Annotated in this window: 21 protein-coding genes and 4 tRNA genes; 8 read left to right on the top strand and 17 right to left on the bottom strand. The window is 57.0% G+C overall.

Going from position 1 to position 23649, the window contains the following annotated elements; genetic code table 11:
• Positions 1-43: 43 nt before the first annotated feature.
• Together recQ and pldA are read right to left on the bottom strand one after the other, a co-directional pair.
• Positions 44-1873, bottom strand: coding sequence for an ATP-dependent DNA helicase RecQ (recQ, locus tag IM271_RS17830; RefSeq protein ID WP_032644788.1), 1830 nt, complete (start codon positions 1871-1873; stop codon positions 44-46).
• 90 nt (positions 1874-1963) lie between these two features.
• Positions 1964-2833 carry a phospholipase A gene (gene pldA / locus IM271_RS17825; protein WP_028014788.1) on the bottom strand — a complete coding sequence of 290 codons (870 nt, stop codon included), beginning with the start codon at positions 2831-2833 and terminating at the stop codon, positions 1964-1966.
• A 162-nt stretch (positions 2834-2995) separates the two neighbouring features.
• Here pldA and yigI point away from each other — a divergent pair, with 162 nt between their 5' ends.
• Together yigI and rarD are read left to right on the top strand one after the other, a co-directional pair.
• A complete protein-coding gene (gene yigI, locus IM271_RS17820) occupies positions 2996-3463 on the top strand; it encodes an acyl-CoA thioesterase YigI (protein ID WP_028014789.1) in 468 nt (155 codons plus the stop codon).
• A 51-nt stretch (positions 3464-3514) separates the two neighbouring features.
• Complete coding sequence (gene rarD / locus IM271_RS17815; protein WP_048959726.1) at positions 3515-4411, top strand: EamA family transporter RarD; 897 nt, start codon at positions 3515-3517, stop codon at positions 4409-4411.
• Positions 4412-4453: 42 nt separating this feature from the next.
• Here the strand turns inward: rarD and corA are convergent, their stop codons facing one another.
• The 8 genes from corA to IM271_RS17780 all read right to left on the bottom strand — a co-directional run bounded on the left by corA (position 4454) and on the right by IM271_RS17780 (position 11386).
• Positions 4454-5404, bottom strand: a complete 951-nt coding sequence (gene corA, locus IM271_RS17810; protein ID WP_008501540.1) for a magnesium/cobalt transporter CorA — start codon at positions 5402-5404, stop codon at positions 4454-4456.
• 151 nt (positions 5405-5555) lie between these two features.
• Entirely contained in the window at positions 5556-5612 is a 57-nt protein-coding gene (gene ysgD, locus IM271_RS20245; protein WP_212743980.1) for a YsgD/CorL family protein, read from the bottom strand.
• Positions 5613-5761: 149 nt separating this feature from the next.
• Positions 5762-7924, bottom strand: a complete 2163-nt coding sequence (uvrD, locus tag IM271_RS17805; RefSeq protein WP_041911833.1) for a DNA helicase II — start codon at positions 7922-7924, stop codon at positions 5762-5764.
• A 79-nt stretch (positions 7925-8003) separates the two neighbouring features.
• Positions 8004-8720: a 5-amino-6-(5-phospho-D-ribitylamino)uracil phosphatase YigB gene (gene yigB, locus IM271_RS17800; RefSeq protein ID WP_193052956.1), complete on the bottom strand. Its 717-nt coding sequence runs from the start codon at positions 8718-8720 to the stop codon at positions 8004-8006.
• Positions 8720-9622 carry a tyrosine recombinase XerC gene (gene xerC / locus IM271_RS17795; protein ID WP_048959724.1) on the bottom strand — a complete coding sequence of 301 codons (903 nt, stop codon included), beginning with the start codon at positions 9620-9622 and terminating at the stop codon, positions 8720-8722. Before xerC ends, yigB begins: the two co-directional genes overlap by 1 nt.
• The gene (locus tag IM271_RS17790) at positions 9619-10326 is read right to left on the bottom strand and encodes a DUF484 domain-containing protein (RefSeq protein WP_045260992.1); all 708 of its coding nucleotides are present in this window, start codon (positions 10324-10326) and stop codon (positions 9619-9621) included. The genes xerC and IM271_RS17790 overlap by 4 nt, the downstream gene beginning before the upstream one ends.
• Positions 10323-11147 (bottom strand): diaminopimelate epimerase, encoded by an 825-nt coding sequence (gene dapF / locus IM271_RS17785; protein ID WP_136486841.1) that lies wholly within the window; start codon positions 11145-11147, stop codon positions 10323-10325. Before dapF ends, IM271_RS17790 begins: the two co-directional genes overlap by 4 nt.
• Before the next feature lie 35 nt (positions 11148-11182).
• Positions 11183-11386 (bottom strand): lipoprotein, encoded by a 204-nt coding sequence (locus tag IM271_RS17780; protein ID WP_041911830.1) that lies wholly within the window; start codon positions 11384-11386, stop codon positions 11183-11185.
• Positions 11387-11521: 135 nt separating this feature from the next.
• Here IM271_RS17780 and cyaY point away from each other — a divergent pair, with 135 nt between their 5' ends.
• Complete coding sequence (gene cyaY, locus IM271_RS17775; RefSeq protein ID WP_063155593.1) at positions 11522-11842, top strand: iron donor protein CyaY; 321 nt, start codon at positions 11522-11524, stop codon at positions 11840-11842.
• 43 nt (positions 11843-11885) lie between these two features.
• On the opposite strand, the gene cyaA is transcribed toward cyaY, so the two are convergent.
• Complete coding sequence (gene cyaA / locus IM271_RS17770) at positions 11886-14429, bottom strand: class I adenylate cyclase (protein ID WP_069733806.1); 2544 nt, start codon at positions 14427-14429, stop codon at positions 11886-11888.
• Positions 14430-14779: 350 nt separating this feature from the next.
• On the opposite strand from cyaA, the gene hemC reads away from it, so the two are divergent.
• The 5 genes from hemC (at position 14780) to IM271_RS17745 (ending at position 20253) form a co-directional block, all read left to right on the top strand.
• Complete coding sequence (gene hemC, locus IM271_RS17765) at positions 14780-15721, top strand: hydroxymethylbilane synthase (RefSeq protein ID WP_032644935.1); 942 nt, start codon at positions 14780-14782, stop codon at positions 15719-15721.
• Positions 15718-16458 carry a uroporphyrinogen-III synthase gene (gene hemD / locus IM271_RS17760; RefSeq protein ID WP_028014800.1) on the top strand — a complete coding sequence of 247 codons (741 nt, stop codon included), beginning with the start codon at positions 15718-15720 and terminating at the stop codon, positions 16456-16458. The genes hemC and hemD overlap by 4 nt, the downstream gene beginning before the upstream one ends.
• A gap of 20 nt (positions 16459-16478) precedes the next feature.
• A complete protein-coding gene (gene hemX, locus IM271_RS17755; RefSeq protein WP_041911826.1) occupies positions 16479-17666 on the top strand; it encodes a uroporphyrinogen-III C-methyltransferase in 1188 nt (395 codons plus the stop codon).
• 2 nt (positions 17667-17668) lie between these two features.
• Positions 17669-18868 carry a protoheme IX biogenesis protein HemY gene (hemY, locus tag IM271_RS17750; RefSeq protein ID WP_028014802.1) on the top strand — a complete coding sequence of 400 codons (1200 nt, stop codon included), beginning with the start codon at positions 17669-17671 and terminating at the stop codon, positions 18866-18868.
• A 173-nt stretch (positions 18869-19041) separates the two neighbouring features.
• Complete coding sequence (locus tag IM271_RS17745) at positions 19042-20253, top strand: MFS transporter (RefSeq protein ID WP_193052955.1); 1212 nt, start codon at positions 19042-19044, stop codon at positions 20251-20253.
• 507 nt (positions 20254-20760) lie between these two features.
• Here IM271_RS17745 and IM271_RS17740 read toward each other — a convergent pair.
• From IM271_RS17740 to wecG, 6 genes are all read right to left on the bottom strand, one after another.
• Positions 20761-20837, bottom strand: a tRNA-Pro gene (locus IM271_RS17740).
• Positions 20838-20883: 46 nt separating this feature from the next.
• Positions 20884-20969, bottom strand: a tRNA-Leu gene (locus tag IM271_RS17735).
• Positions 20970-20990: 21 nt separating this feature from the next.
• A tRNA-His gene (locus tag IM271_RS17730) sits at positions 20991-21066 on the bottom strand.
• Positions 21067-21134: 68 nt separating this feature from the next.
• Positions 21135-21211: transfer RNA gene (locus IM271_RS17725), tRNA-Arg, on the bottom strand.
• 102 nt (positions 21212-21313) lie between these two features.
• Positions 21314-22699, bottom strand: a complete 1386-nt coding sequence (locus IM271_RS17720; protein ID WP_192972111.1) for an amino acid permease — start codon at positions 22697-22699, stop codon at positions 21314-21316.
• Between the two features lie 197 nt (positions 22700-22896).
• Positions 22897-23637: a lipopolysaccharide N-acetylmannosaminouronosyltransferase gene (wecG, locus tag IM271_RS17715; RefSeq protein ID WP_193052954.1), complete on the bottom strand. Its 741-nt coding sequence runs from the start codon at positions 23635-23637 to the stop codon at positions 22897-22899.
• Positions 23638-23649: the final 12 nt, after the last annotated feature.

The following is a 23649-nucleotide window of genomic DNA, read 5'->3' as shown; positions in this document are numbered from 1 at the left end:
TAATTCAGTGAGTCATCATCCTGGCACTTTTTCGCCCGTCTGACTACTCCTCATCATCACCATCGGCGTGAGAGCGGATAAGCGCCATAAACTCTTTACCGAAGCGCTCCAGCTTGCGCGTCCCCACGCCGTTAACGCTGAGCATTTCGCTGGCGCTGAGCGGCATCTGCTCGGCCATCTCAATCAGCGTCGCGTCGTTGAACACCACGTATGGCGGGATGTTCTCTTCGTCAGCGATAGCTTTACGCAGCTTGCGAAGCTTGGCAAACAGCTTGCGGTCATAGTTACCGCCGTAGGATTTCTGCATCACGCGCGGCTTGAGGGCGACCACGCGCGGCACGGCGAGCTTGAGCTCAACATCACCGCGCAGCACCGGACGCGCTGCTTCGGTCAGCTGTAGCGCGGAGTGTTGAGCAATGTTCTGCGTGGCAAAACCGAGGTGAATCAGCTGGCGAATAATGCTGACCCAGTGCTCGTGGCTCTGGTCTTTACCGATGCCGTAAACCGGCAGCTTGTCGTGCCCCATGTCGCGGATACGCTGGTTATTGGCACCGCGCAGTACTTCCACCACGTAGCCCATCCCGAAGCGTTGATTCACGCGGTAAATGGTCGAGAGCGCTTTGCGCGCGTCCATCAGGCCATCGTACTGCTTTGGCGGATCCAGGCAGATATCGCAGTTGCCGCACGGCTCCTGTCGCCCCTCACCAAAGTAGTTGAGCAGCACCAGACGGCGGCAGGTTTGCGCTTCAGCGAAGGCACCCATCGCGTTGAGCTTGTGGCGCTCAATGTCCTGGAGTTGTCCCTGCGGCTTCTCTTCCAGACAACGGCGCAGCCACGCCATATCGGCCGGATCGTAAAACAGCATCGCTTCCGCAGGCAGCCCGTCACGCCCGGCGCGGCCGGTCTCCTGATAGTAGGATTCGATATTGCGCGGAATGTCGAAATGCACCACAAAGCGCACGTTGGGCTTGTTGATGCCCATCCCGAACGCCACCGTCGCGACGACGATTTGCAGGTCGTCGCGCTGGAATTTCTCCTGCACGTCGGCGCGGATGTGGTTCTCCAGCCCGGCGTGATATGCGGCGGCGCTAAAGCCACGGTTTTGCAGACGCGCGGCGGTGTCTTCCACCTTCGCACGGCTGTTGCAGTAGATGATACCGGACTTGCCGCGCTGTTCCTGAACGTAGCGCAGGAGCTGGTCCAGCGGCTTGAATTTTTCCATCAGCATGTAGCGGATGTTCGGGCGGTCGAAGCTGCTGACCTGAATATACGGGTCGTTCAGCCCCAGCAGGCGAACGATATCCAGACGCGTGGTGTCGTCCGCCGTGGCGGTAAGCGCCATAAACGGCAGCTCGGGGAAGCGCTGACGCAGCTGGCCGAGGGCAGCGTATTCCGGACGGAAATCGTGTCCCCACTGGGAGATACAGTGCGCTTCATCCACCGCCAGCAGGACCGGGTTCCAGTGCGCGAGATGGTCGAGGAAGTTATCGAGCATCAGGCGCTCTGGCGCGATATACAGCAGGCGGATCTGCCCGGTGCGGCATCCGGCCATCACCTCTTGCTGCTGCTCGCGGGTTTGGGTCGAGTTCAGGCAGGCCGCCGCCACGCCGTTGGCGAGCAGCTGGTCAACCTGGTCTTTCATCAGGGAAATGAGAGGCGATACCACGACCGTCAGGCCGTTAAGCACCAGCGCGGGCACCTGATAACAGAGGGATTTACCGCCGCCGGTCGGCATCACCACCAGGCAATCGCGGCCTTCCAGCACGGTTTCAATGATGGTTTCCTGGCCGGGGCGGAACTGCTGGTAGCCAAAGGTTTCATGCAAAACCTGTTTAGCCAGCGACTCCTGATTCAATACTTCCGCCTGCGCCACGTTAACCCCATTTGCGAAAAATAAAACAGGCGCTATTTTCAGCGCCTGAGAGAGAAACTTCAACGTTTAACGCAAAAACATTCGAGCAACCTAGAGAATATCGTTCAGCATTACGCCCACGCCAACGCGAGTCTGATTGAAGTTGTAGTCGATCAGCGACTCGCCGTAGCCGCTATACACCTGGGTATAGAGACGCACGTGCTTCGTCACCGGGTAGCTCAGACCGAGCTCCGCACCGCCGTAGCCGGTGTTCCAGTTGTACTGGCCTTTCGCGCTCAGCACGGCATCACCAAGCTGGTAGCCGACCTTGAGCTGGTAGTAGCCCATATATTTGGTGATATCCGGGTTGTCATCGGTGCTGCCGAGCACATACCACGGCTTCACTTCCACCATCCAGTTACCGTTCTGCGCCATCAGGCGCGTATAGGCGCGGTTCCAGCTACGGGAGGTTGGGTCGGAACGTCCGTTAGAATCATGGTTAAAGCCCACTTCGACGTCGCGCAGCGTCCAGCCAGCAAATTCATAGTCCGTTGCGAAGCCGAGGAAAAGCTGCGGCTCATAGTTGGTTTCACGGAACGGTGAAGATTCGCCGCTGTTGGAGAGCTGCCACCAGGATTTCTGCGTATAAGACGCGCCGAGCACCGAGTTTGGCCCCAGAATACCGCGCCAGAACGGGAACGCGAGGCTAAGCTGGAACTTCACCTCATCCTTACGCGCATTATCAGACCAGTTATAGGAGCTTATCGCTTCTTTGTTGAGATCGCTGGTTTGGGTATAAATCACGTAGTTCGTGTCATACGGGTAGAGCGTGAACGGATTGTCATGCTCCTGCAGCATATTGGCGATAATGCTGCCCTTAACGGCAGGTTTATCATGGACTTCTTTAATCGTCGCTTCCTGCGCATATGCTGTGAGGGGCAGCGCAACCGCCGCCAGTAACCAGGCCAGATACGTCCGCATCGGTGGTGTTCTCCTGCAAAGAGTAAAATTACCTGAATAGTTATGAGGCGAACATTCTACAGACTTCTGCGATAACTGCTGCATCCTCGTTTCTGAAAGTGGAATTCCTTATTGCTGAAGCATAAAATCAACATTTCATTAACAATAAGGATGTAATGTCTCATGTCAGCCATGCTTACCGCCGAAGAAGTGTTAAAACTCGTGGGCGAGATTTTTGTTTACCATATGCCGTTTAACCGTGCACTGGGTCTTGAGCTGGAGCGTTACGAGAAAGAGTTTGCCCAGCTGAGTTTCAACAACCAGCCGATGATGGTGGGTAACTGGGCGCAAAGTATTCTGCACGGCGGGGTGATTGCCTCCGCGCTGGACGTGGCGGCAGGCCTGGTCTGCGTGGGCAGTACGCTGACGCGCCATGACACCATCAACGAAGATGAACTCCGCCAGCGTCTGGCGCGCATGGGCACCATTGATTTACGCGTCGACTATCTTCGCCCGGGGCGCGGAAACCGCTTTACCTGCACCAGCAGCCTGCTTCGTGCCGGGAATAAAGTTGCCGTTGCCCGCGTTGAGCTGCATAACGAGGAGCAGGTTTATATCGCCAGCGCAACCGCCACTTATATGGTGGGTTGAGGCGGCAAATTCGGGTAAAATTGATTCACTTTTTTGTCATGGATTTTCCCGATGGATGCTAAACAGACGCGGCAGGGCGTTTTACTCGCCCTTGCCGCTTATTTTATTTGGGGTATCGCCCCGGCGTACTTCAAATTTATCGCCTATGTTCCGGCCGACGAGATCCTCACTCACCGCGTCATCTGGTCGTTCTTCTTCATGATCGCGCTGATGAGCATCAGCCGTCAGTGGTCCGGCGTTAAAACGCTGCTGCAAACCCCTAAAAAGGTCTTCCTGCTGGCGCTTTCTGCGGTGCTGATCGGCGGCAACTGGCTGCTGTTTATCTGGGCGGTGAATAACCACCACATGCTCGAAGCGAGCCTGGGGTACTTCATTAACCCGCTGGTGAATATCGTGCTGGGGATGATTTTCCTCGGCGAACGCTTCCGCCGGATGCAGTGGGTGGCGGTGATTCTGGCCTTCTGCGGCGTACTGGTGCAGCTGTGGACGTTTGGCTCGCTGCCGGTTATCGCCCTCGGTCTGGCGTTCAGCTTTGCTTTTTACGGCCTGGTACGTAAGAAAATCGCGGTGGAAGCGCAAACCGGGATGCTGTTTGAAACCCTGTGGCTGCTGCCGGTGGCGGCGATCTATCTGTTCGGTATCGCCGACAGCGCCACCAGCCATATGGGCAGCAACCCGTGGTCGCTGAACCTGATGCTGATGGCGGCGGGCGTAGTGACCACCATTCCGCTGCTGTGCTTCACCGGTGCGGCAACGCGCCTGCGCCTCTCCACGCTGGGCTTCTTCCAGTACATTGGCCCGACGCTGATGTTCCTGCTGGCGGTGGTGTTTTACGGCGAAGTGCCGGGTGCGGATAAGATGGTGACCTTCGCCTTTATCTGGGTGGCGCTGGCGATTTTCGTCGCCGATGCGATTTATACCCAGCGCAGAACCCGCAGAGGAATGTAGGTGTTTTGTAGGGCGGGTAAGCGCAGCGCCACCCGCCAGATTTTACAGCCAGTTGCGACGCTTAAAGTACAGATACGGTGCCAGCCCGGCGAGGATCATAAAGATAATCGCCCCCGGGTAGCCAAAGCTCCACTTCAGCTCCGGCATAAACTCGAAGTTCATCCCGTAGCTGGACGCCACCAGCGTCGGCGGCAGGAACACCACGGACACTACCGAGAAGATCTTGATGATGCGGTTCTGCTCGATGTTGATAAAGCCCATCGCCGCCTGCATCAGGAAGTTCACCTTCTGGAACAGAGATTCGTTGTGCGGCAGCAGAGATTCGATATCGCGTAAGATCTCACGCGCCTGCTCCAGCTGACCGCCCGGCAGACGCGCCTTGCGCACCAGGAAGTTCAGCGCGCGCTGGGTATCCATCAGACACAAACGCACCTTCCAGCCGATATCTTCCAGCTCTGCCAGCGTCGAAAGCGCTTCGTCGTACTCATCCCCCTGATGGCCTTCCATGATCACGCGGCTCAGCTTTTCCAGATCGCTGTAGATGTTTTCAATTTCATCCGCCAGCTGTTCAATTTTAGTCTCGAACAGATCGAGCAGCAGCTCGTAAGCGTTGCCGTCCACCATCGCCTGGCTGCGGGCGCGCATGCGGTAGAGACGGAATGCCGGCAGTTCGCGTTCACGCAGAGTAAACAGACGACCGTCGCGAATGGTAAACGCCACGGTGGAGTTGCCCGCGTGATCTTCCGCATCTTCAAAGAAGAAGAAGGAGTGAATGTGCAGGCCGTCTTCATCTTCAAAGAAACGCGCGGAGGCTTCGATGTCTTCCAGTTCCGGGCGGGTTGCCAGGCTTTGCCCCAGCTCAGATTGTACGCGAAGGCGTTCATCGTCGTCCGGCTCGACCAGATCCACCCATACGGCATCAATGAGGGGCTGTGACTCTTCGGCTTCAAGCCGAGTCAGTCGGTTATTTTCGAGTTGAAATGCGCTCAACATGACCGGGACTCCCAATGCAAAAAATATCGGACAGTTCGGTGGGCACACAGAAACAAATTGGGTTTCAGACCATTAAACAGCCTGACTCAGCGCGACGGGAATAATGTAGTCGCTGACAACCACTAAGGCCATCAGCATTGAGGAGATAGCCTTAGGAGTTGTTCCTGGATGACAGGGAATTGAGCCAGTATCTACTGGGTGTGTCCAAGGCGAATGTCCTCTTAGCGTAATCGTGCGCGCATGTTACGCCAGCAGTAACTGTGGCGTCAACACGCAACGGAACGCTGAAGGGCATTAATTGACCTTCACTGTATAAGGCTAGCAGATTATTACAAAATAATGATATTTTTCTGAATGTTAGACTGTTTCCAGCTTCGCGTAGGCCGCCACCAGCCATTTGATCCCCTGCCCCTGGAACGCCACCTGCAGGCGGCTGTGCTCGCCGCTGCCTTCCAGATTCACAATGGTGCCTTCGCCAAACTTAGAATGGCGCACACGCTGGCCCAGCTTGTAGCCGGTGTCGGTTTCAGAGATCGGCGAGCCCATGCGCGGATGGCTAACCGGACGGCTGATGCTGGCGCGCAGACGCACCTCTTCCACGCACTCTTCCGGCAGTTCGCCGATGAAGCGCGACGGTCGGTGATAGACCTCTTTGCCGTACAGGCGGCGGGTTTCAGCGTAGGTTAGCGTCAGCTTCTGCATCGCTCGCGTCACGCCCACGTAAGCCAGACGACGTTCTTCTTCCAGACGCCCGCCTTCATCGAGCGACATCTGGCTTGGGAACATGCCCTCTTCCATGCCGACGATAAACACCTGCGGGAACTCCAGACCTTTGGCGGAGTGCAGGGTCATCAGTTGAACCGCGTCCTGCCAGGTGTCCGCCTGCCCTTCACCCGCTTCCAGCGCGGCGTGAGAGAGGAATGCCTGCAGCGGCATCAGGTCTTCGTCTTCTTCGTTGTAGCTGAACTGGCGCGTTGCCGTGACCAGTTCCTCTAAGTTCTCTATACGGGTCTGCCCCTTTTCGCCTTTTTCCTGCTCGTACATGGTACGCAGCCCGGAGTCTTTAATCACCCGGTCTGTCTGCACGTGCAGCGGCATGTCGGCGGTTTCCTGCGCCAGGGCATCAATTAATTCCAGGAAGCGCTGGAGCGCGCTGGCCGCACGTCCGGCGAGGGCTTTTTCCTGCAGCAGCTCGCGGCACGCCTGCCACAGCGTCAACTGGCGATCGCGCGAGGCCTGACGCACCACGTCCAGCGTACGGTCGCCAATCCCGCGGGTCGGCGTGTTCACCACGCGCTCAAACGCCGCGTCGTCGTTGCGGTTGGCGATCAGGCGCAGATACGAAAGCGCATCTTTGATCTCCTGACGTTCGAAGAATCGCATGCCGCCGTAAATGCGGTACGGCATGCTCACCTGCAGCAGCGCCTCTTCCAGCACGCGCGACTGGGCGTTACTGCGGTAGAGAATGGCGCACTGCTCCAGCGCGCCGCCGTTGTCCTGCCAGGTTTTGATGCGGTTCACCACGAAGCGGGCTTCGTCGAGCTCGTTGAAGGCGCAGTAAATCGAAATCGGTTCGCCGTCGACGCCGTCGGTCCACAGCTTTTTGCCCAGACGCCCGTTGTTGTTCTCAATCAGGGCGTTGGCCGCGCTCAGGATGTTGCTGGTTGAGCGATAGTTCTGCTCCAGACGGATGGTTTGCGCGCCGGGAAAATCGTTGAGGAAGCGCTGGATGTTCTCCACCTGCGCGCCGCGCCAGCCGTAGATCGACTGGTCGTCATCGCCCACGATCATCACCTTGCCGGTATCTCCGGCCAGCAGGCGGATCCACGCGTACTGGATGTTGTTGGTATCCTGGAATTCGTCCACCAGGATGTTGGTGAAGCGTTCGCGGTAGTGTTGCAGGATATGCGGTTTGTTGAGCCACAGCTCGTGGGCGCGCAGCAGCAGCTCGGCGAAATCCACCAGGCCGGCGCGGTCGCACGCTTCCTGATAGGCCTTATAGACGTTCTGCCAGGTCTGCTCGACCGGGTTACCGAAGCTCTGAATGTGGTGCGGGCGCAGACCTTCGTCTTTCTGACCGTTGATGTACCACATCGCCTGACGCGGCGGCCACTGCTTCTCGTCGAGGTTCATCGCCTTGATCAGGCGCTTCAGCAGACGGAGCTGATCTTCGCTGTCGAGGATCTGGAAATCCTGCGGCAGGTTAGCGTCCATATGGTGCGCGCGCAGCAGACGGTGCGCCAGGCCGTGGAAGGTGCCAACCCACATGCCGCCCTGGCTGGTGCCCATCAGCTGGGCGATACGGTGACGCATCTCCGCCGCCGCCTTGTTGGTAAACGTCACGGCCATAATCGAGTACGGTGAGCAGTTTTCCACGCTCTGCAGCCAGGCGATACGGTGAACCAGCACGCGTGTCTTACCACTCCCCGCCCCAGCCAGAACCAGCAGGTTGGTGCGCGAGGCGGCAACCGCGTCACGCTGTTTGTCATTAAGGCTGTCGAGCAGGTAAGAAACGTCCATTGGCACCGTCACGTCATGTCGGGCAGGCAAATGTTTCCACTCGCCAAAACCCTGTTAATTTATACAGAACAATTGATGATTATATCAGCGTCGTGAGGGATGCCAACCGCGAAATTTCCACGTGCGGCAGAAGACGGCTGTCTGTTGCGGTCATCAGCTCCGCATTTTCTGGCTTGATCCAGCAGGCCTGCATGCCGCAGCGGATGGCACCGGCCACGTCGGTGGTCAGGTCATCGCCCACGTGCAGGATCTCACCCAGCGGCAGGTTAAGCTTCTCCGCTGCCAGATGGTACATGTCGCTGAACGGCTTCGAGCGCCCGTGCGGGCCCGCGCGCAGCACAAACTCAAAGTAATCCCCGAGGCCAAACAGTTCGGGCTGGGCGTTGCCGTTGGTGATGGCCACCAGCGGCCACTTTTCGGCAAGCTTCGCCAGCGTGTCGTGGGTTTCCTGCGGCACGTCGATACGGCTGCGCCATTTGGCGAAGTTTTCCATTGCCGCTTCGGCACCGACGGCGGCATCCTGTGCGCTCAGACCCGCGTTCAGCATCGCCTGCTCAACCGCGCGACGACGCCATTCGGTCACGTCGTGGTAAATGTCTGGCTCGGTCTCCCGCAGGGACTGACGCAGCTTCTGGAAGTCCTTGTTCTGCATCGCCTTCAGCGCGGGATGGTAGTTCTGCACAAACGCCAGCGACTCCTGCTCGGTACGCAGGATCACCTCGCGGTTGTCATAAAGGGTGTCATCAAGGTCAAACGTCAGGGCTGAGATCTGACCGAGTGGGCGGTAAAAACGCATTATTTCCCCCGTTTGGCGCGTGGATGCGCCGCGTCATACACCGAGGCAAGGTGTTGGAAGTCTAAGTGGGTATAGATTTGAGTGGTCGACAGATTCGCGTGGCCAAGCAGTTCCTGTACGCCGCGCAGATCGCCGCTCGATTCCAGCATGTGTGTCGCAAAGGAGTGGCGCAGCTTGTGGGGATGCACGTGGCTGTTCAGCCCCTGCTTGATGCCCCACTCCGCAAAGCGCTTCTGCACGTTACGCGCGGAGATCCGCTTGCCGAGCTTTGATAAAAACAGCGCATCCTCTTCCGCGCCAAACAGGCCGCGCAGATCCAGCCAGTGCTCAATCCAGGAGACGGCGTTGCGGCCAATCGGCAGGCGGCGCTCTTTGCTGCCCTTGCCCATCACCCACACTTCGCCGGATTCCAGATCGAGATGCTTTAAGTCGAGGTTCACCAGTTCGGAGAGACGCAGGCCCGCGCCGTACATCACCTCCAGCATCGCGCGGTCGCGCACGGCGAGCGGATCGTTTAGATCGATATCCAGCAGGCGGTTTACGTCGTCGACGTCGATATTTTTCGGCAGATGGCGCGGGGCTTTTGGCGTGGCGATCCCTTTTGCCGGGTTAGCTTTCAGCTTGCCCTGGCTGACCAGCCAGTCGAAGAAGCTGCGCAGCGCAGAGAGCCGGAGCGCAAGGCTCGCCGGGCTAAGATTTTTTTTACGGCTACGCACGACGAACCCGCGTACCGTGGCGGCGTCACATTGTTGCCAGCTTTTCAGGCCGATTTCTTCGGCAATCTGCATGATGGCATCAAGCTGACGCTGATAGTTGAGCAGCGTGATGGGGCTGAGCTGACGCTCAACGCCCAGATAGCGCAGAAACCGCGAGACGTCAGTGGCGAGCAGTCCGTCCGTCATACGCGTTCAATCCAGCGCTCCAGCAGCTCGGGCAGCATCAGGGCGATCTCCTGCAGCAGGTGCGTGGCTTGCCCCTGCTCATAGTGGTGCGCGTCGCGGCTGGTAAATAATATGACCCCCAGGTCGCCATCGCGTCCCATCAGCGACATCGCCACCGAGCCAATCGCTTTGGCTTCCGGCAGCACTACCAGCAGCTCAGGTCCGTTCAGCGGCCCCAGATAGTGATGCTCATGACCCAGGCGCTGAATGCGCAGCGGTTCAAACGCCTGACGGCTCAGTGCCAGATGGGTAAATCCCGACGGCGCGCCGATGCGCCAGCGGTCAGGGAACAGACGAATCGTTGCGCCCGCTAGCCCCAGCTCGCGCGCCCAGCGGTGGAAGCGGCTGAGAAACTCTTCAAGGCTGTGCGCCGAGGCCAGACGCGCCTGCAGGTGCAGAAGGCGATAGAACAGGCTTTCGTTGGTGCTGGCCTGCTCCATCAGCAGCGTCATGTTCTCTTCGAGTTGGTTGATGTGGTTACGCGCGCGCGCCATGTGCCACTCGACCAGCGACACGGTCCCGCGAACCGGATGCGGCACGCGCATTCGTTCGACGACGCGTGCATTGCGAATAAAAAACTCAGGATTGTTCAGCAGATAATCAACAACAGCGCTGTCGTCCAGTTCCGTCACTGTTTCCTGCAGTTCTTCCCCTGGTTGTTTCATAGATGGATAAACCCGTCATAAACATGTGTCGCCGGGCCAGTCATGTACAGTGGATGACCCGCTCCTTTCCAGGCGATATCAAGACGCCCGCCCGGTAATTCCACGCGAACCTCTTCAGCCAGTAACCCCTGGGAGATACCGACGGCCACCGCCGCACAGGCGCCGCTTCCGCAGGCCTGGGTTTCGCCCGCGCCGCGCTCGTAAACCCGCAGACGGATGTGTTCACGCTTCACCACCTGCATAAAGCCGATGTTCGCCCGCTCCGGGAACCGCTCGTGGCTCTCCAGCACCGGACCGAGCGTTTCGACCGCCGCGGTTTCCACGTCATCCACCTGAATCACGCAGTGCGGGTTACCCATTGAGACGACGCCGCACAATACTGTCTGCTCGGCCGCACGCATAATATAGGTCTTTTCCACTTTGTTTGCGCGAAACGGCACGGCGGAAGGCTCGAAGTTAGGCTCGCCCATATTGACGCGCACCAGCTCATCGTCGGTAACGCTGAGCACCATACGACCGTTGGCGGTACTGACGCGGATATCGCGCTTGTTGGTGAGCCCTTTCAGGCGGACAAAGCGGGCAAAACAGCGCGCGCCATTGCCGCACTGGTTAACCTCACTTCCATCAGCATTGAAAATACGGTAGTGGAAATCGAGGTCAGGATCGTAGGGCGGCTCAACCACCAGCAGCTGATCGAACCCCACGCCCACATGCCGATCCGCCAGGCGGCGGATCAGTTCCGGGGAGAAAAACACATTCTGCGTTACCGCGTCGACGACCATAAAATCGTTGCCAAGGCCATGCATTTTAGAGAACTGCATCATTTGCTCCATTGCGCGGGTACAGAACGTTGTCGTCAGAGGTTAACCTGAGTCGGACCGCCGTTATCGCCACGATCGTTAGTCTTTGGCGTGGAAGACTCGATGCCGCTGTTAACCGGTTTTGTCGGCGGCGGCGCGGTTTTATCCGCAGGCGGGAAGTACAGTGGTCCCTTCAGTCCGCAGCCGGTCAGGCTAAACAGCGTGATGAGAACGGCAAGCGTTCGGAAAGCGTTTTTCATTATAAAGTTGCCCGTAAGTTCAAATCTGTTTCTATCATCGCAGGAGAAGACACAAAAGCAAGAGTTTGCCGCTTTCCTGCAACGGGAATTATTTAGCGTTATACTGCCGCCATCACGAAAAACAGGAACAAAACCATGAACGACAGTGAATTCCATCGCCTTGCCGACACCCTGTGGATGACCATCGAAGAACGTATCGACGACTGGGACGGCGACAGCGATATCGATTGTGAAATCAACGGTGGCATTCTGACCCTGAGCTTCGAAAACGGCAGCAAAATTATTATTAACCGTCAGGAGCCGCTTCACCAGGTGTGGCTGGCGGCCAAACAGGGCGGCTATCACTTTGATTTGAAGGGTGACGAGTGGGTTTGCGATCGCAGCGGCGAAACGTTCTGGGATCTGCTGGAACAGGCGGCGACCGCGCAGGCGGGCGAGGACGTGCGTTTCAGGTAGTTTTGTTGCCCGGTGGCGGCTGCGCCTTACCGGGCGAAAAGCCTCAGGAAAAATACTGCTGCAACAGCGGTGCAGTATCCTGATTAGCAGGCGCCGCAGGGGTAATCGCCTGCGTACGGAACGGGATCACCTGCGCTCGGCCATCCACATTCACAATCTGGTAGAACTGCGGCAGATTGAAGTTGATAAAGCTGGAACCGTAGGTGAAACGGTCATGCGAGGAAGAGTAGAAGCGGCTGACGTCGCGCACCAGCTCCTCTTTGCTGCCTTCACAGTGGTGATACACCTCGGCGCGGTTGGTCTCATCCAGAATGTAGATGTTGAACCCGGCATCGTCGCCCGACTCTTCAAAGAAGAACTGAATAATCCCTTCACTGGCAAAGCCATCCACCACCTGCGGCAGCTTGACGTGGTTGGTTTCCACCTGAACTGAGAGGCCGTGCAGCTTGTTGTGTGAAATCGCGCCGTAGAACTCGATAGCGTTTTCCAGCTTCTGCACCGACACGTTCAGACGCTCGAAGAACAGGCCCCACGTCTGCCCGGAGACGCGCAGCGCTTTAAAGCGCCCGGTTTCCTGGCGGGTGCTGGAGAGACGCAGTTCGATGCATTCAGACACCAGCTGCTGCACGCGGGTACGAATTAAACCGCGAAGGTGCTGGCTGTAGCAGAACACTTCGACGCTGTCCGGCGGCGCGGCGTCCTGGTGCATCTTGCCGAGAATGGTTTTCAGCGCTTCAATCATCGCCTGCTCGCCGTTGAAGTGCAGGGTACGCACTTCGTTCCACGAGTTGCGGTACAGCAGGTCTACGCTGCCCACCAGGCAGTTTTGCTGCTCGCCAAAGCTGAAGACGTCCAGCTTGCGGAAGTCAAAATGGACCACCTGATTGCGGAAGGCCGCCGTCGGGTCGTACTCCAGGTTAACGATGATTGCCAGGTGACGGATCTCGCACGGGCTGTAGAGCGCTTTTGGTGTTGGGGCAGGCAGACGCAGCGGGAAGTGGTGCGAGACATCCGCCACCATCTCCTGCAGCTTGGCTAAATCGACAACCTCATTGCCTTTGATAAACAGGCGCGTGCGCGAGGTCAGCAGGCCGTTAAACCAGGCCCACGCCACCAGCTTGTTCAGATAGCGGTTATATTCCAGCGGCTGATGGCTGATAATCGAATCCATGCTTGGCGCACGGTTGTACAGATACCACCCGGTGCGGTTTGCGCGGCCCGGCGGCACATAGATAAAGGTCAGGTTTGGTTCAGACAGGTCAGGCGAAATCTGCGGGTTAACCAGGGTCACTTTGCCCGGCAGCGCTTCAAACGCGGCGTACAGCTTACGGGTTAACACCCCGATATCCTGCGGGCTGGCGGAGACGCTAAGGTTATTACGGCGCGCAAAGCGGATCAGGTTACGGTAGCTTTGCATCATCGCGTCGAGCAGTTCGTTGTGCGCTTCACGCACCTGATCGATCTTCCAGTTGGCGCGGTTATCAAGCATGGACAGACGCGCTTCGTCCCATCCCCACTCTTTCACAAGCTGACTGACCACTTCACGACGCCAGCCCACGCAGGCGCGCTCACGGCTCAGCTTTTCACAGACCTTGAGATAGAAACATCGACGCACCAGGTCAAGACGCGTGTCGTCATCAATGGCTTTCAGGTATTCGGTAACGCGCTCCAGCATCATGCAGTAGGCGTCGAGCCCGTAGGAGACAATTTCGCCATCGTGCAGGCGCTGCTTGATATCTTTCGCCAGCAGGCGGGGCGTAGGGTATTCCCACGAGTAGGCTTCCAGCAGCAGGGTTTTCAGCACCGCTTTGTACGGTGAATCAATGCTCTTGTAGAGCTGCCAGAGGCTTGCGCCAAAGTACTCTTCGGCGGACAGGGAGCTGAGGCCGCCCAGGTCCAGCCATTCGTTTGGCGTCAGTACGCCCTGCGCGTAAAGCGACATGACGTAGTCGTCGTAATGCTCTTCTTCTTCGCACGGGACCATATTCCACAGAATACGCTTCCCGGCCAGACGAACGGCAGTACGGTAAAATTCATCCAGCAACAGGATGTGCTGAGTCGAGCCGCAGTCCTCACCACCCAGACTGCCGCTTTCATTATGGCGGAAACGGTTTTCATCAATCAGGAAGAAGCTCACTTCCACGCCAAGCGAGGCCGCCCAGCTTTCCAGCAGGCTGCATTTACGCTGCAGCAGCTGGCGCTCTTCGTTATCGAGCCAGGATTGATGGCAGACCCAGATATCCAGGTCCGAAGAACAGCTCTGCCCTACCGATGAGGTGCTCCCCATCGAGTAAACGCCGGTAATCGGCAGTTCACCTTTCGGAGAAACCTGAGGCGGCATGCCGCGGTAGAGTTCCAGCTCGTTCAAATAATGCTGTTGGGTTTCATCAGGCGTGAAGAGGCAAATGCCCTGGGGAACGTTACCATCAAGGTAGCCAGGCATCAGCGGGTGGTGATAGTGCAATAATGTCGGCAGCAGACTGTATACCTGCTGGAAAGCAGGGCCCATGGCAGCAAGCGCGCGATCCACACGCAGTTGATTTATGGCATCCAGTCTCTGTTTCAGAGTCTCAATATAGAGGTACAAGACGTATCGCCTGATGTTTCCGGGTGTCGTAAGCTATTCAAAACACGAATAACAGCGAGCCCGCAGTATTTCAAAAAGATAACCGTTACCCTTTTTTCGCCCTTGTCATTATGGTGGTACCGACGAAAAAATGGTCTAAAACGTGATCAATTTAACACCTTGCCGGTTGACCGTAAAGAAAGATGCGCTACATACAAGTGTAGCACCGTTCTGTACGTGTAAATTCCTGAATACGGCTATGGCTGACGAATACGCCGCCTTGTCCCTCTCACGCTTCATCAACCGTAAAACTGCCATCCCAGAGTCAACAATGTTAGGATGGTTAGCGATTGATAATGACGGTAACAAGCATGTTAGACAATGTTTTGAGAATTGCCACACGCCAAAGCCCTCTCGCGCTCTGGCAGGCACATTATGTTAAGCAGCGCCTTGAAGCCTGCCACAGTGGATTGCGCGTCGAGCTGGTGCCGATGGTCACGCGCGGTGACGTGATTCTGGATACGCCGCTGGCGAAAGTGGGCGGCAAGGGCCTGTTTGTCAAAGAGCTGGAACTGGCATTGCTTGAGAACCGCGCCGATATCGCCGTACATTCGATGAAAGACGTGCCCGTCGAGTTCCCGGAAGGGCTGGGGCTGGTGACCATCTGCGAGCGCGAAGATCCGCGTGACGCGTTTGTCTCGAACCACTATGACTCGCTCGACGCGCTGCCGGCGGGTAGCGTGGTTGGCACGTCCAGTTTACGCCGTCAGTGTCAGCTGGCGGAGCGTCGTCCTGACCTTATCATCCGCTCGCTGCGCGGTAACGTTGGCACGCGTCTGGGCAAGCTGGATAACGGCGATTACGATGCCATTATTCTTGCGGTTGCAGGCCTGAAGCGCCTGGGGCTGGAGGAACGCATTCGCGTGGCGTTGCCACCAGAGCTGTCGCTGCCGGCCGTCGGACAGGGCGCCGTCGGCATTGAGTGCCGTCTGGACGATGCGCGCACCCGCGAGCTGCTCGCTCCGCTGAACCATGACGAGACCGCAACCCGCGTAAAAGCCGAGCGGGCGATGAATACTCGCCTCGAAGGCGGGTGTCAGGTGCCGATTGGCAGCTATGCTGAATTAACAGACGGTGAACTGTGGCTGCGCGCGCTGGTGGGCGCGCCGGACGGTTCACAGATGGTGCGCGGCGAACGTCGCGGCAAGCCGCAGGATGCCGAAGCGCTTGGCGTGTCGCTGGCGGAAGAGCTGCTGAATAACGGCGCGCGTGAAATTCTGGCCGAGGTCTATAACGGAGAACCCCCTGCATGAGTATTCTTGTCACCCGCCCTTCTCCCGCAGGAGAGCAGTTAGTGAGCCGTCTGCGCGCACTGGGGCAGGTGGCCTGGAGTTTTCCGCTCATTGAATTCTCCCCCGGTCGGGAGCTCTCTGCGCTCGCCGACCAGATGAATACCCTGCAGGAAGGCGACCTGCTGTTTGCGCTATCGCAGCATGCCGTGGAATTTGCCCATGCGCAGCTGCTACAGGCGGGGACACGCTGGCCGACCGCTCCGCGCTATTTCGCTATCGGCAGAACCACCGCGCTGGCCTTACATACCGTGAGTGGAACAGACGTTCGCTACCCGTTGGATCGGGAAATCAGTGAAGTCTTGCTACAATTACCTGAATTACAAACTATTGCCGGAAAGCGCGCGCTCATTTTGCGCGGCAACGGTGGCCGCGAACTGCTGGGTGAAACGCTGCGGGAACGCGGGGCTGACGTCACGTTTGTTGAGTGCTACCAGCGCTGTGCGAAACACTACGACGGTGCTGAAGAGGCGATGCGCTGGCACGCGCGCGGTATTAATACGCTGGTGGTCACCAGCGGTGAAATGTTACAACAGCTTTGGTCGCTGATACCGCGTTGGTATCGCGAAAACTGGTTACTCCGCTGTCGGCTTCTGGTCGTCAGTGAGCGTCTGGCGAACCTCGCCCGGGAACTGGGCTGGCAGGATATTCGGATCGCTGATAACGCCGACAACGATGCGCTGCTGCGCGCATTACAATAACTCTCAAATGGGAAGCCATAATGACGGAACACGAAAAATCCTCCGCCGTGGTTGAAGAGACCAGGGAGACTGTGGAGACAACGCCACAGCCAGAGACGACTGAGAAAACCGCTGAGAAGAAAAACGGCAGCAATAAAACCAGCCTCGCGCTGAGCGCGATTGCCATCGCCATTGCGCTGGCAGCAGGCGTCGGCCTGTATGGTCTGGTAAAGCAACAGAGTGCTAACCAGACGGCCACCAGCGATACGCTGGTCAATCAGCTTACCTCCCTGCAAAAAGCGCAGGAAACGCAGAAAACCGAGCTGGAAGCGGTGATTAAGCAGCAGGCCGCCGCGCTTGCCGAGGCGAACAGCAAACAGGAAGAGCTGACCAAACAGCTGGGCGAAGTACAACAGAAAGTCGCCACGATCTCCGGCACCGATGCCAAAACCTGGCTGCTCTCGCAGGCCGATTTCCTCGTCAAACTCGCCGGGCGTAAGCTGTGGAGCGATCAGGACGTGACCACCGCCGCCGCGCTGCTGAAAAGCGCCGATGCGAGCCTGGCCGACATGAACGATCCGAGCCTCATTACCGCGCGCCGTGCGATTACCGAAGATATCGCCAGCCTCTCCGCCGTTTCACAGGTGGATTACGACGGCATTATCCTCAAGGTGAACCAGCTTTCGAATCAAATAGATAACCTGCAGCTGGCGGATAACAATGACGACGACTCCCCGATGGACTCTGACGGTACCGAGCTGTCCAGCTCCCTGAGCGAATGGCGCATAAACCTGCAGAAAAGCTGGCAGAACTTTATGGACAGCTTCATCACCATCCGCCGTCGCGATGAAACCGCCGTACCGCTGTTAGCGCCGAATCAGGATATCTATCTGCGCGAAAACATCCGTTCCCGCCTGCTGGTCGCGGCGCAGGCCGTGCCGCGCCATCAGGAAGAAACGTACAAACAGGCGCTGGATAACGTCTCGACGTGGGTACGCGCCTACTACAACACCGATGATGCAACGACCACCGCCTTCCTCGAAGATATCGACAAGCTGAGCCAGCAGAACATCACCATGAACGTGCCGGATAAACTGGCCAGCCAGCCGATTCTGGAGAAGCTGATGCAGACGCGCGTGCGTAACCTGCTGGCGCAGCCGGGCGTTCCGGCCGGGCAGACCGGCACAGCGGCGGCACCAGCGCCTGAAAGCGCGCCACAGGGAGAGTAATGATGCTAAAAGTCCTTTTACTCTTCATCCTGCTGATCGCCGGGATCGTCCTGGGCCCGATGCTTGCGGGTCATCAGGGATACGTCCTGATCCAGACCGATAACTACAACATTGAAACCAGCGTAACGGGTCTGGCGATCGTTCTGATCCTCGGCGTCGTGGTCCTGCTTGCCGTTGAATGGATCCTGCGCCGTATTTTCCGCACCGGTGCCCATACCCGCGGCTGGTTCGTTGGCCGTAAGCGTCGCCGCGCCCGTAAGCAAACGGAACAGGCACTGCTAAAGCTGGCCGAAGGCGATTACCAGCAGGTTGAAAAGCTGATGTCGAAAAACGCCGACCACGCTGAACAGCCGGTGGTGAACTATCTTCTGGCCGCCGAAGCGGCGCAGCAGCGCGGTGATGAAGCCCGCGCTAACCAGCATCTGGAACGCGCGTCAGAACTGGCGTCTGGCGACCCGATCCCAGTGGAAATTACCCGCGTCCGCCTGCAGCTCGCGCGCAATGAGAACCACGCGGCGCGCCACGGCATTGACCGTCTGCTGGAAATCGCACCGCGTCATCCGGAAGTCCTGCGCCTTGCGGAGCAGGCCTATATTCGTACCGGAGCGTGGGGCTCGTTGCTGGACATCATTCCGTCGATGGCGAAGGCCGAGGTGGGTGATGATGAACATCGTGATGAACTTCAGCGTCTGGCATGGATTGGCCTGATGGATCAGGCGCGCGCCGACCTGGGCAGCGAAGGCCTGAAAACCTGGTGGAAGAATCAGAGCCGGAAAACGCGCCAGCAGGTCCCCCTGCAGGTGGCCATGGCGGAACATCTTATTGAATGTGACGATCATGACACTGCCCAGGAGATCCTTCTTGACGGCCTGAAGCGCCAGTACGACGATCGCCTGGTCATGGTGATCCCGCGCCTGAAAACCAATAACCCTGAGCAGGTCGAAAAAGTGCTGCGCCAGCAGATCAAAACCGTCGGTGATCGTCCGCTGCTGTGGAGTACCCTGGGCCAGTCGCTGATGAAGCACGGCGAATGGCAAGAGGCGAGCCTGGCCTTCCGTGCGGCACTGAAACAGCGTCCGGACGCGTTTGACTACGCGTGGCTTGCCGATACGCTGGACAAACAGCATAAGCCAGAAGAGGCGGCCGCCATGCGGCGCGATGGGCTATTGCTGACGCTGCAAAATAACGGTAACCCGCAATAAATAAAAAAGGAGGCCAGACGGCCTCCTTTTTTTATCGCCTTTCTCCTGCTACATTCTTTACACCCACATCTGCAAACGAACCCGCCAATGTAACGAAGTCTTTTCATTAACCTTTTTTCACACACGCGCACTTTCTGCTGCGTGGATTAAATCGTTTTTGAAAGGAAATCTTCATGAACTCGCTTTTGTATGCGCTTATTGAAGCGCTGCGCTGCCACCGCTGGCTGCGCCTGCTTGCCTGTGCTTTTATCTTTTCTTCGCTGGGAAATGGTCTAACCCAGGTCGTGGTCTTTGGTTTACTGTTAGCGTGGTCGGCCCCGCCCGCCCTGCTCACCCTCGCTTTTCTTTTCGCAACGGTTCCGGGATTCATCGGCAGCGCGATCGGCGAAAAGCTGTGCTCGCGCTATTCTCCAGTATTCCTGCTGATACTGACCGAGGGGCTGGGATTGCTCGCCCTGCTCTTCCCCCTGCTCGGTGCGGGTTATCACAGTATTGCCTCGCTACTCGCCGTGCAATCCACCGAAGCGCTGCTCAGCGGGATGAGCTGGCCCGCGCTGACATTGCTCTTTAAACGCGGACTTAGCGAAACAGAGCTGCCTGCTGCGACCTGTCTGGAAAATGTGATTTTTGCTTCTCAGGTGTTATTAGGTACTGGACTGGGCGTGCTGCTGTTTCAGAAGACATCCGTGTTTACCCTGCTGGCCATTGATGCCGCCAGTTTTCTCGGGTCGCTGCTGCTGCTGTGGCTGGCTGGGCGGCGGTTTTCTGCGCCATTGCTACCTCTCCCCGGTGAAGAGGCAGCCCCCGCGCCACTGCGCTGGCGGACGTTGACCGTTCGGCAAAAGCGCAGCCTGCTCATTTTGCCGGCGCTGGCGGCCGTCGGCTCACCGGCTATGGCGCTACTTCCGGCCCTGGCGCAGCAGCTCCATCCTCAGGATGCGGCGGGCCTTGCTCTGCCTCTGCTTTTCGCAAGGAGCATGGGGCAACTTTGCGGCCCCATGCTGCTAAAAAAAGAGAGCCTGACGCGCTTTGCCGTCCACACGCCGCGAATCATCGTTTGTCTCGGTATTTTTCTTGCCGCTTATGGAATGCTGCCGTTGTTGTCCGGGTGGATGGCATGTGCGCTGGGGATGATCTTTATCGCGCATCTGGCCTCAAACGTTCTCTTCGCAGCCGGTACGTTTGGCGTACTCAGCAGTTTTCATATCACGCAAACCGCGTCAGCCAGCGGTAAAGCCTGGCGCTGGCAAATGCTCAGCGCCTCGCTTTTCACCGGCATTACAGCGATGGTGGCTGTTGGGCTTGGCTCAGTGCTGGCGCTCTATACGGTCTCGTCAGCCGCCCTGCTGTTGGTCGCCCTGATCATACGTGGGTATCGGGAATAAGACATAAAAAAAACGCCTGCTATAAAAGCAGGCGTTAAAACAGGTCTGTAAGACAACATATTTGGTGCTTCACTCAACGTTATGTCCATGGTGTCTGATGAGGCCGAAGCGACATCTGTCAGTGGACGATAAGCACCGTAAATGGCTCTGCGTCATTCCTGAGTTTATGAGGCACTAAGGCGAACATAAGAGATGGAATGAGCATCTACGCGTATATTATTGCACGTAACGTGCCAGATTTACACGCAGAACTTTTACATGGCGCAACATTTTAAGATAAAAGGAAATTATGCTGTTAAGTAGCCTCTGAAGCTTCATAGCGTATCGGCAAAAGCAGAAATATGTCGCCAGGAAGAGACAGTAAATCCCATAAATAATTATTTATCTTATTTTCAATGGCTTGCATGTCACTGAATCGCGACAATGATAAAGGGTACTTTCTGGAGATAACGACAGGGGAGAAAACTTACAGAAAACAAAAAACCCCGCCGAAGCGGGGTTCAAAATTGGTCGGCGAGAGAGGATTCGAACCTCCGACCCACTGGTCCCAAACCAGTTGCGCTACCAAGCTGCGCTACTCGCCGATGTACTGCTTTTTTGAATTTTTAGTTCAATTCATTTAAAAAGTCGTGGTGCGAGGGGGGGGACTCGAACCCCCACATCCTAAGGACACTAACACCTGAAGCTAGCGCGTCTACCAATTCCGCCACCTTCGCAATTCACAACTCTTTCAATAATGGGGTGGCTAATGGGATTCGAACCCACGACAACTGGAATCACAATCCAGGGCTCTACCAACTGAGCTATAGCCACCACTGTATTCTTTCACGCGGTACTGACTACTTCTCAGACCACCGCAGCTCTAGCGCCGGGAACTAAAATGGCGCGCCCGACAGGATTCGAACCTGAGACCTCTGCCTCCGGAGGGCAGCGCTCTATCCAGCTGAGCTACGGGCGCTTAGCGCCGTTGCGGGGCTGGATATTACGTACCTCCGTCCCCGCTGTCTAGTGCTTTTTTGAAAAAAATGCGCGTTTGGTTATGGTTTGCACATTTTGCCGCTTATTCCTCCACTTTCTGCGTGGTGGCACGGCGACCCAGGCCAAAAAGCTTATACGCGGCCGTCACTGCCGCCAGGAAGATCAGCCCGACAAACAGCGACATGCGGGTATCTTCATTAAAGTACATTCCAATTAATACGCAAATCAGGAACGCCATCGTCAAATAGTTCGCATACGGGAAAAGGATCGAGCGGAACGGATGGCTGGCGATCGCTTTTTTATGCGCATGGCGAAAACGCAGCTGGCTGATGAGAATAACAAACCACGGCACCATGCCCGGCAGCACGCTGGCGCTGTAGACATAAACAAACACGCGCTGCGGATTAGGGATGATGTAGTTCAGGCAGGAGCCAATCAGCAGTATGACGATCGAGACCGCCACGCCCGCTACCGGCACGCCAGCACGTGAGACTTTACTCATTGCCGCAGGCAGCTGGTTATTTTTCGAGAGCGCGTAGAGCATACGGCCACAGCTGTACATCCCGCTGTTACAGCCTGAAAGCGCTGCCGTCAGGACCACAAAGTTGATGATACCTGCCGCCGCCGTGATACCAATTTTGGCGAAGGTTAAAACAAACGGGCTGCCGGTGGTGCCAATTTCGTTCCACGGGAAGATGGTTACGATAACGAAGATTGCACCCACATAGAAAATCAGGATACGCCACAGCACTTTGCCTACCGCGCTACGCAGCGTGACCTGCGGGTTTTTCGCTTCACCGGCAGTAATACCGATCAGCTCCACGCCCTGATACGAGGCCACAACGATACATAGCGCCGTCAGGAAGCCCTTCCAGCCGCCGGCGAAAAAGCCGCCGTTTTCGGTCAGGTTGCCAAAGCCGATAGCGTGTCCACCGTTGCCAAAGCCGAAGAAAATCACGCCCAGGCCGACGACAATCATCACGATAATCGTGGTGACTTTGATCATTGCGAACCAGAACTCAATTTCACCGTAAAGGCGCACGGCGGCCAGGTTTGCCAGCGCCACCAGCCCCACGGCAATGAGTGCCGGTATCCACTGGACCATGTCCGGGAACCAGAACTGGACGTAGACCCCTATCGCGGTGATTTCAGAGATGCCCACCGCCATCCACATAAACCAGTATGACCAGGCCGTCAGGTAGCCAAAGAACGGGCTCATATAACGATGCGCGTAAACGGCGAAGGAACCGGTTACCGGCTCCAGGAAGAGCATTTCGCCCATTGAGCGCATGATGAAGAAAACAAACAGCCCGGCGATAATATACGCCAGTAATACGGAAGGGCCTGCCCATTTGAGCGTACTTGCGGAGCCCATAAACAGGCCCACGCCGATAGTGCCGCCCAGCGCTATCAGTTCGATATGACGAGCTTCCAGCCCACGCTGTAGCTCCGGTTTTTTCTCTGCCATAGATCCTCGATTGTGTTTGCTGTTTCCCGGCTTAATACCGGTTATTGTTTTTTAGGGGTACTAAAATACGGTGCGAATGGTTTCTTAAAATCGACCAAATGGCAAACGATGCATTAAAAAAATGAATGCATTGCACAAATTATCGGCAGTTTTGCAGGTGAGTTGCAGCGCGAACAGCATATCGCGCTACATTTTGATTACATTTTACCGGTATAGTGCCAGGTGAGGTAGCGAAGCAGTCGAATCTGTCGTTTAATGCGGGTGGGTTGGGAGAGCAGGCGGTAGAGCCACTCCAGCCCCATATTTTGCCAAATCTTCGGCGCGCGCTTCACGTGGCCGGTAAAGACATCGTAGGTGCCGCCGACGCCCATATAAAGCGCATCCGGGCTGACCATGCGGCAGTCGCGCATCAGGATCTCCTGGCGCGGGGACCCCATCGCCACGGTGACGATTTTTGCCCCACTGTCGCGCACGCGGGCAAACAAAGCCTGGTGGTCTTCAGGCTTGAAGTAACCATTCTGGCTACCAACAATATTAACATTCCATTGACGACGCAGTTTCTCTTCAGTCTCGGCCAGCACCTCAGGCTTACCGCCAATCAGGAACACCGGCGTGCCCTCCGCGCCAGCGCGAGCCATAAGCTGCTCCCAGAGATCGGCACCCGCCACGCGAGATACATTAGCGTCAGGATATTTTTTACGGATAGAGCGGACCACGCTGATTCCGTCCGCGTATTTAAATTCAGCCGCTTCTATCAGGCTTTTGACTTCGGCGTTATCTTCCACCGCCAGCATCTTTTCCGCATTGATAGCGACCAGCGTACCGGATTTCATCTGCCCGTCGGCGAACAGAAAATCCAGCGCGTGCTGCATGTCGCGCCAGCCAATCAGCTGCAAACCACGAAGCGCATAGCGCGGTGCAGAAGTTTTATCAGTCATTACTTTCCCTAC

The sequence above is a fragment of the Enterobacter cloacae complex sp. I3 genome (assembly GCF_014896175.1).
GTDB lineage: Bacteria > Pseudomonadota > Gammaproteobacteria > Enterobacterales > Enterobacteriaceae > Enterobacter > Enterobacter bugandensis.
This window is presented reverse-complemented; position numbering and strand designations above follow the sequence as displayed.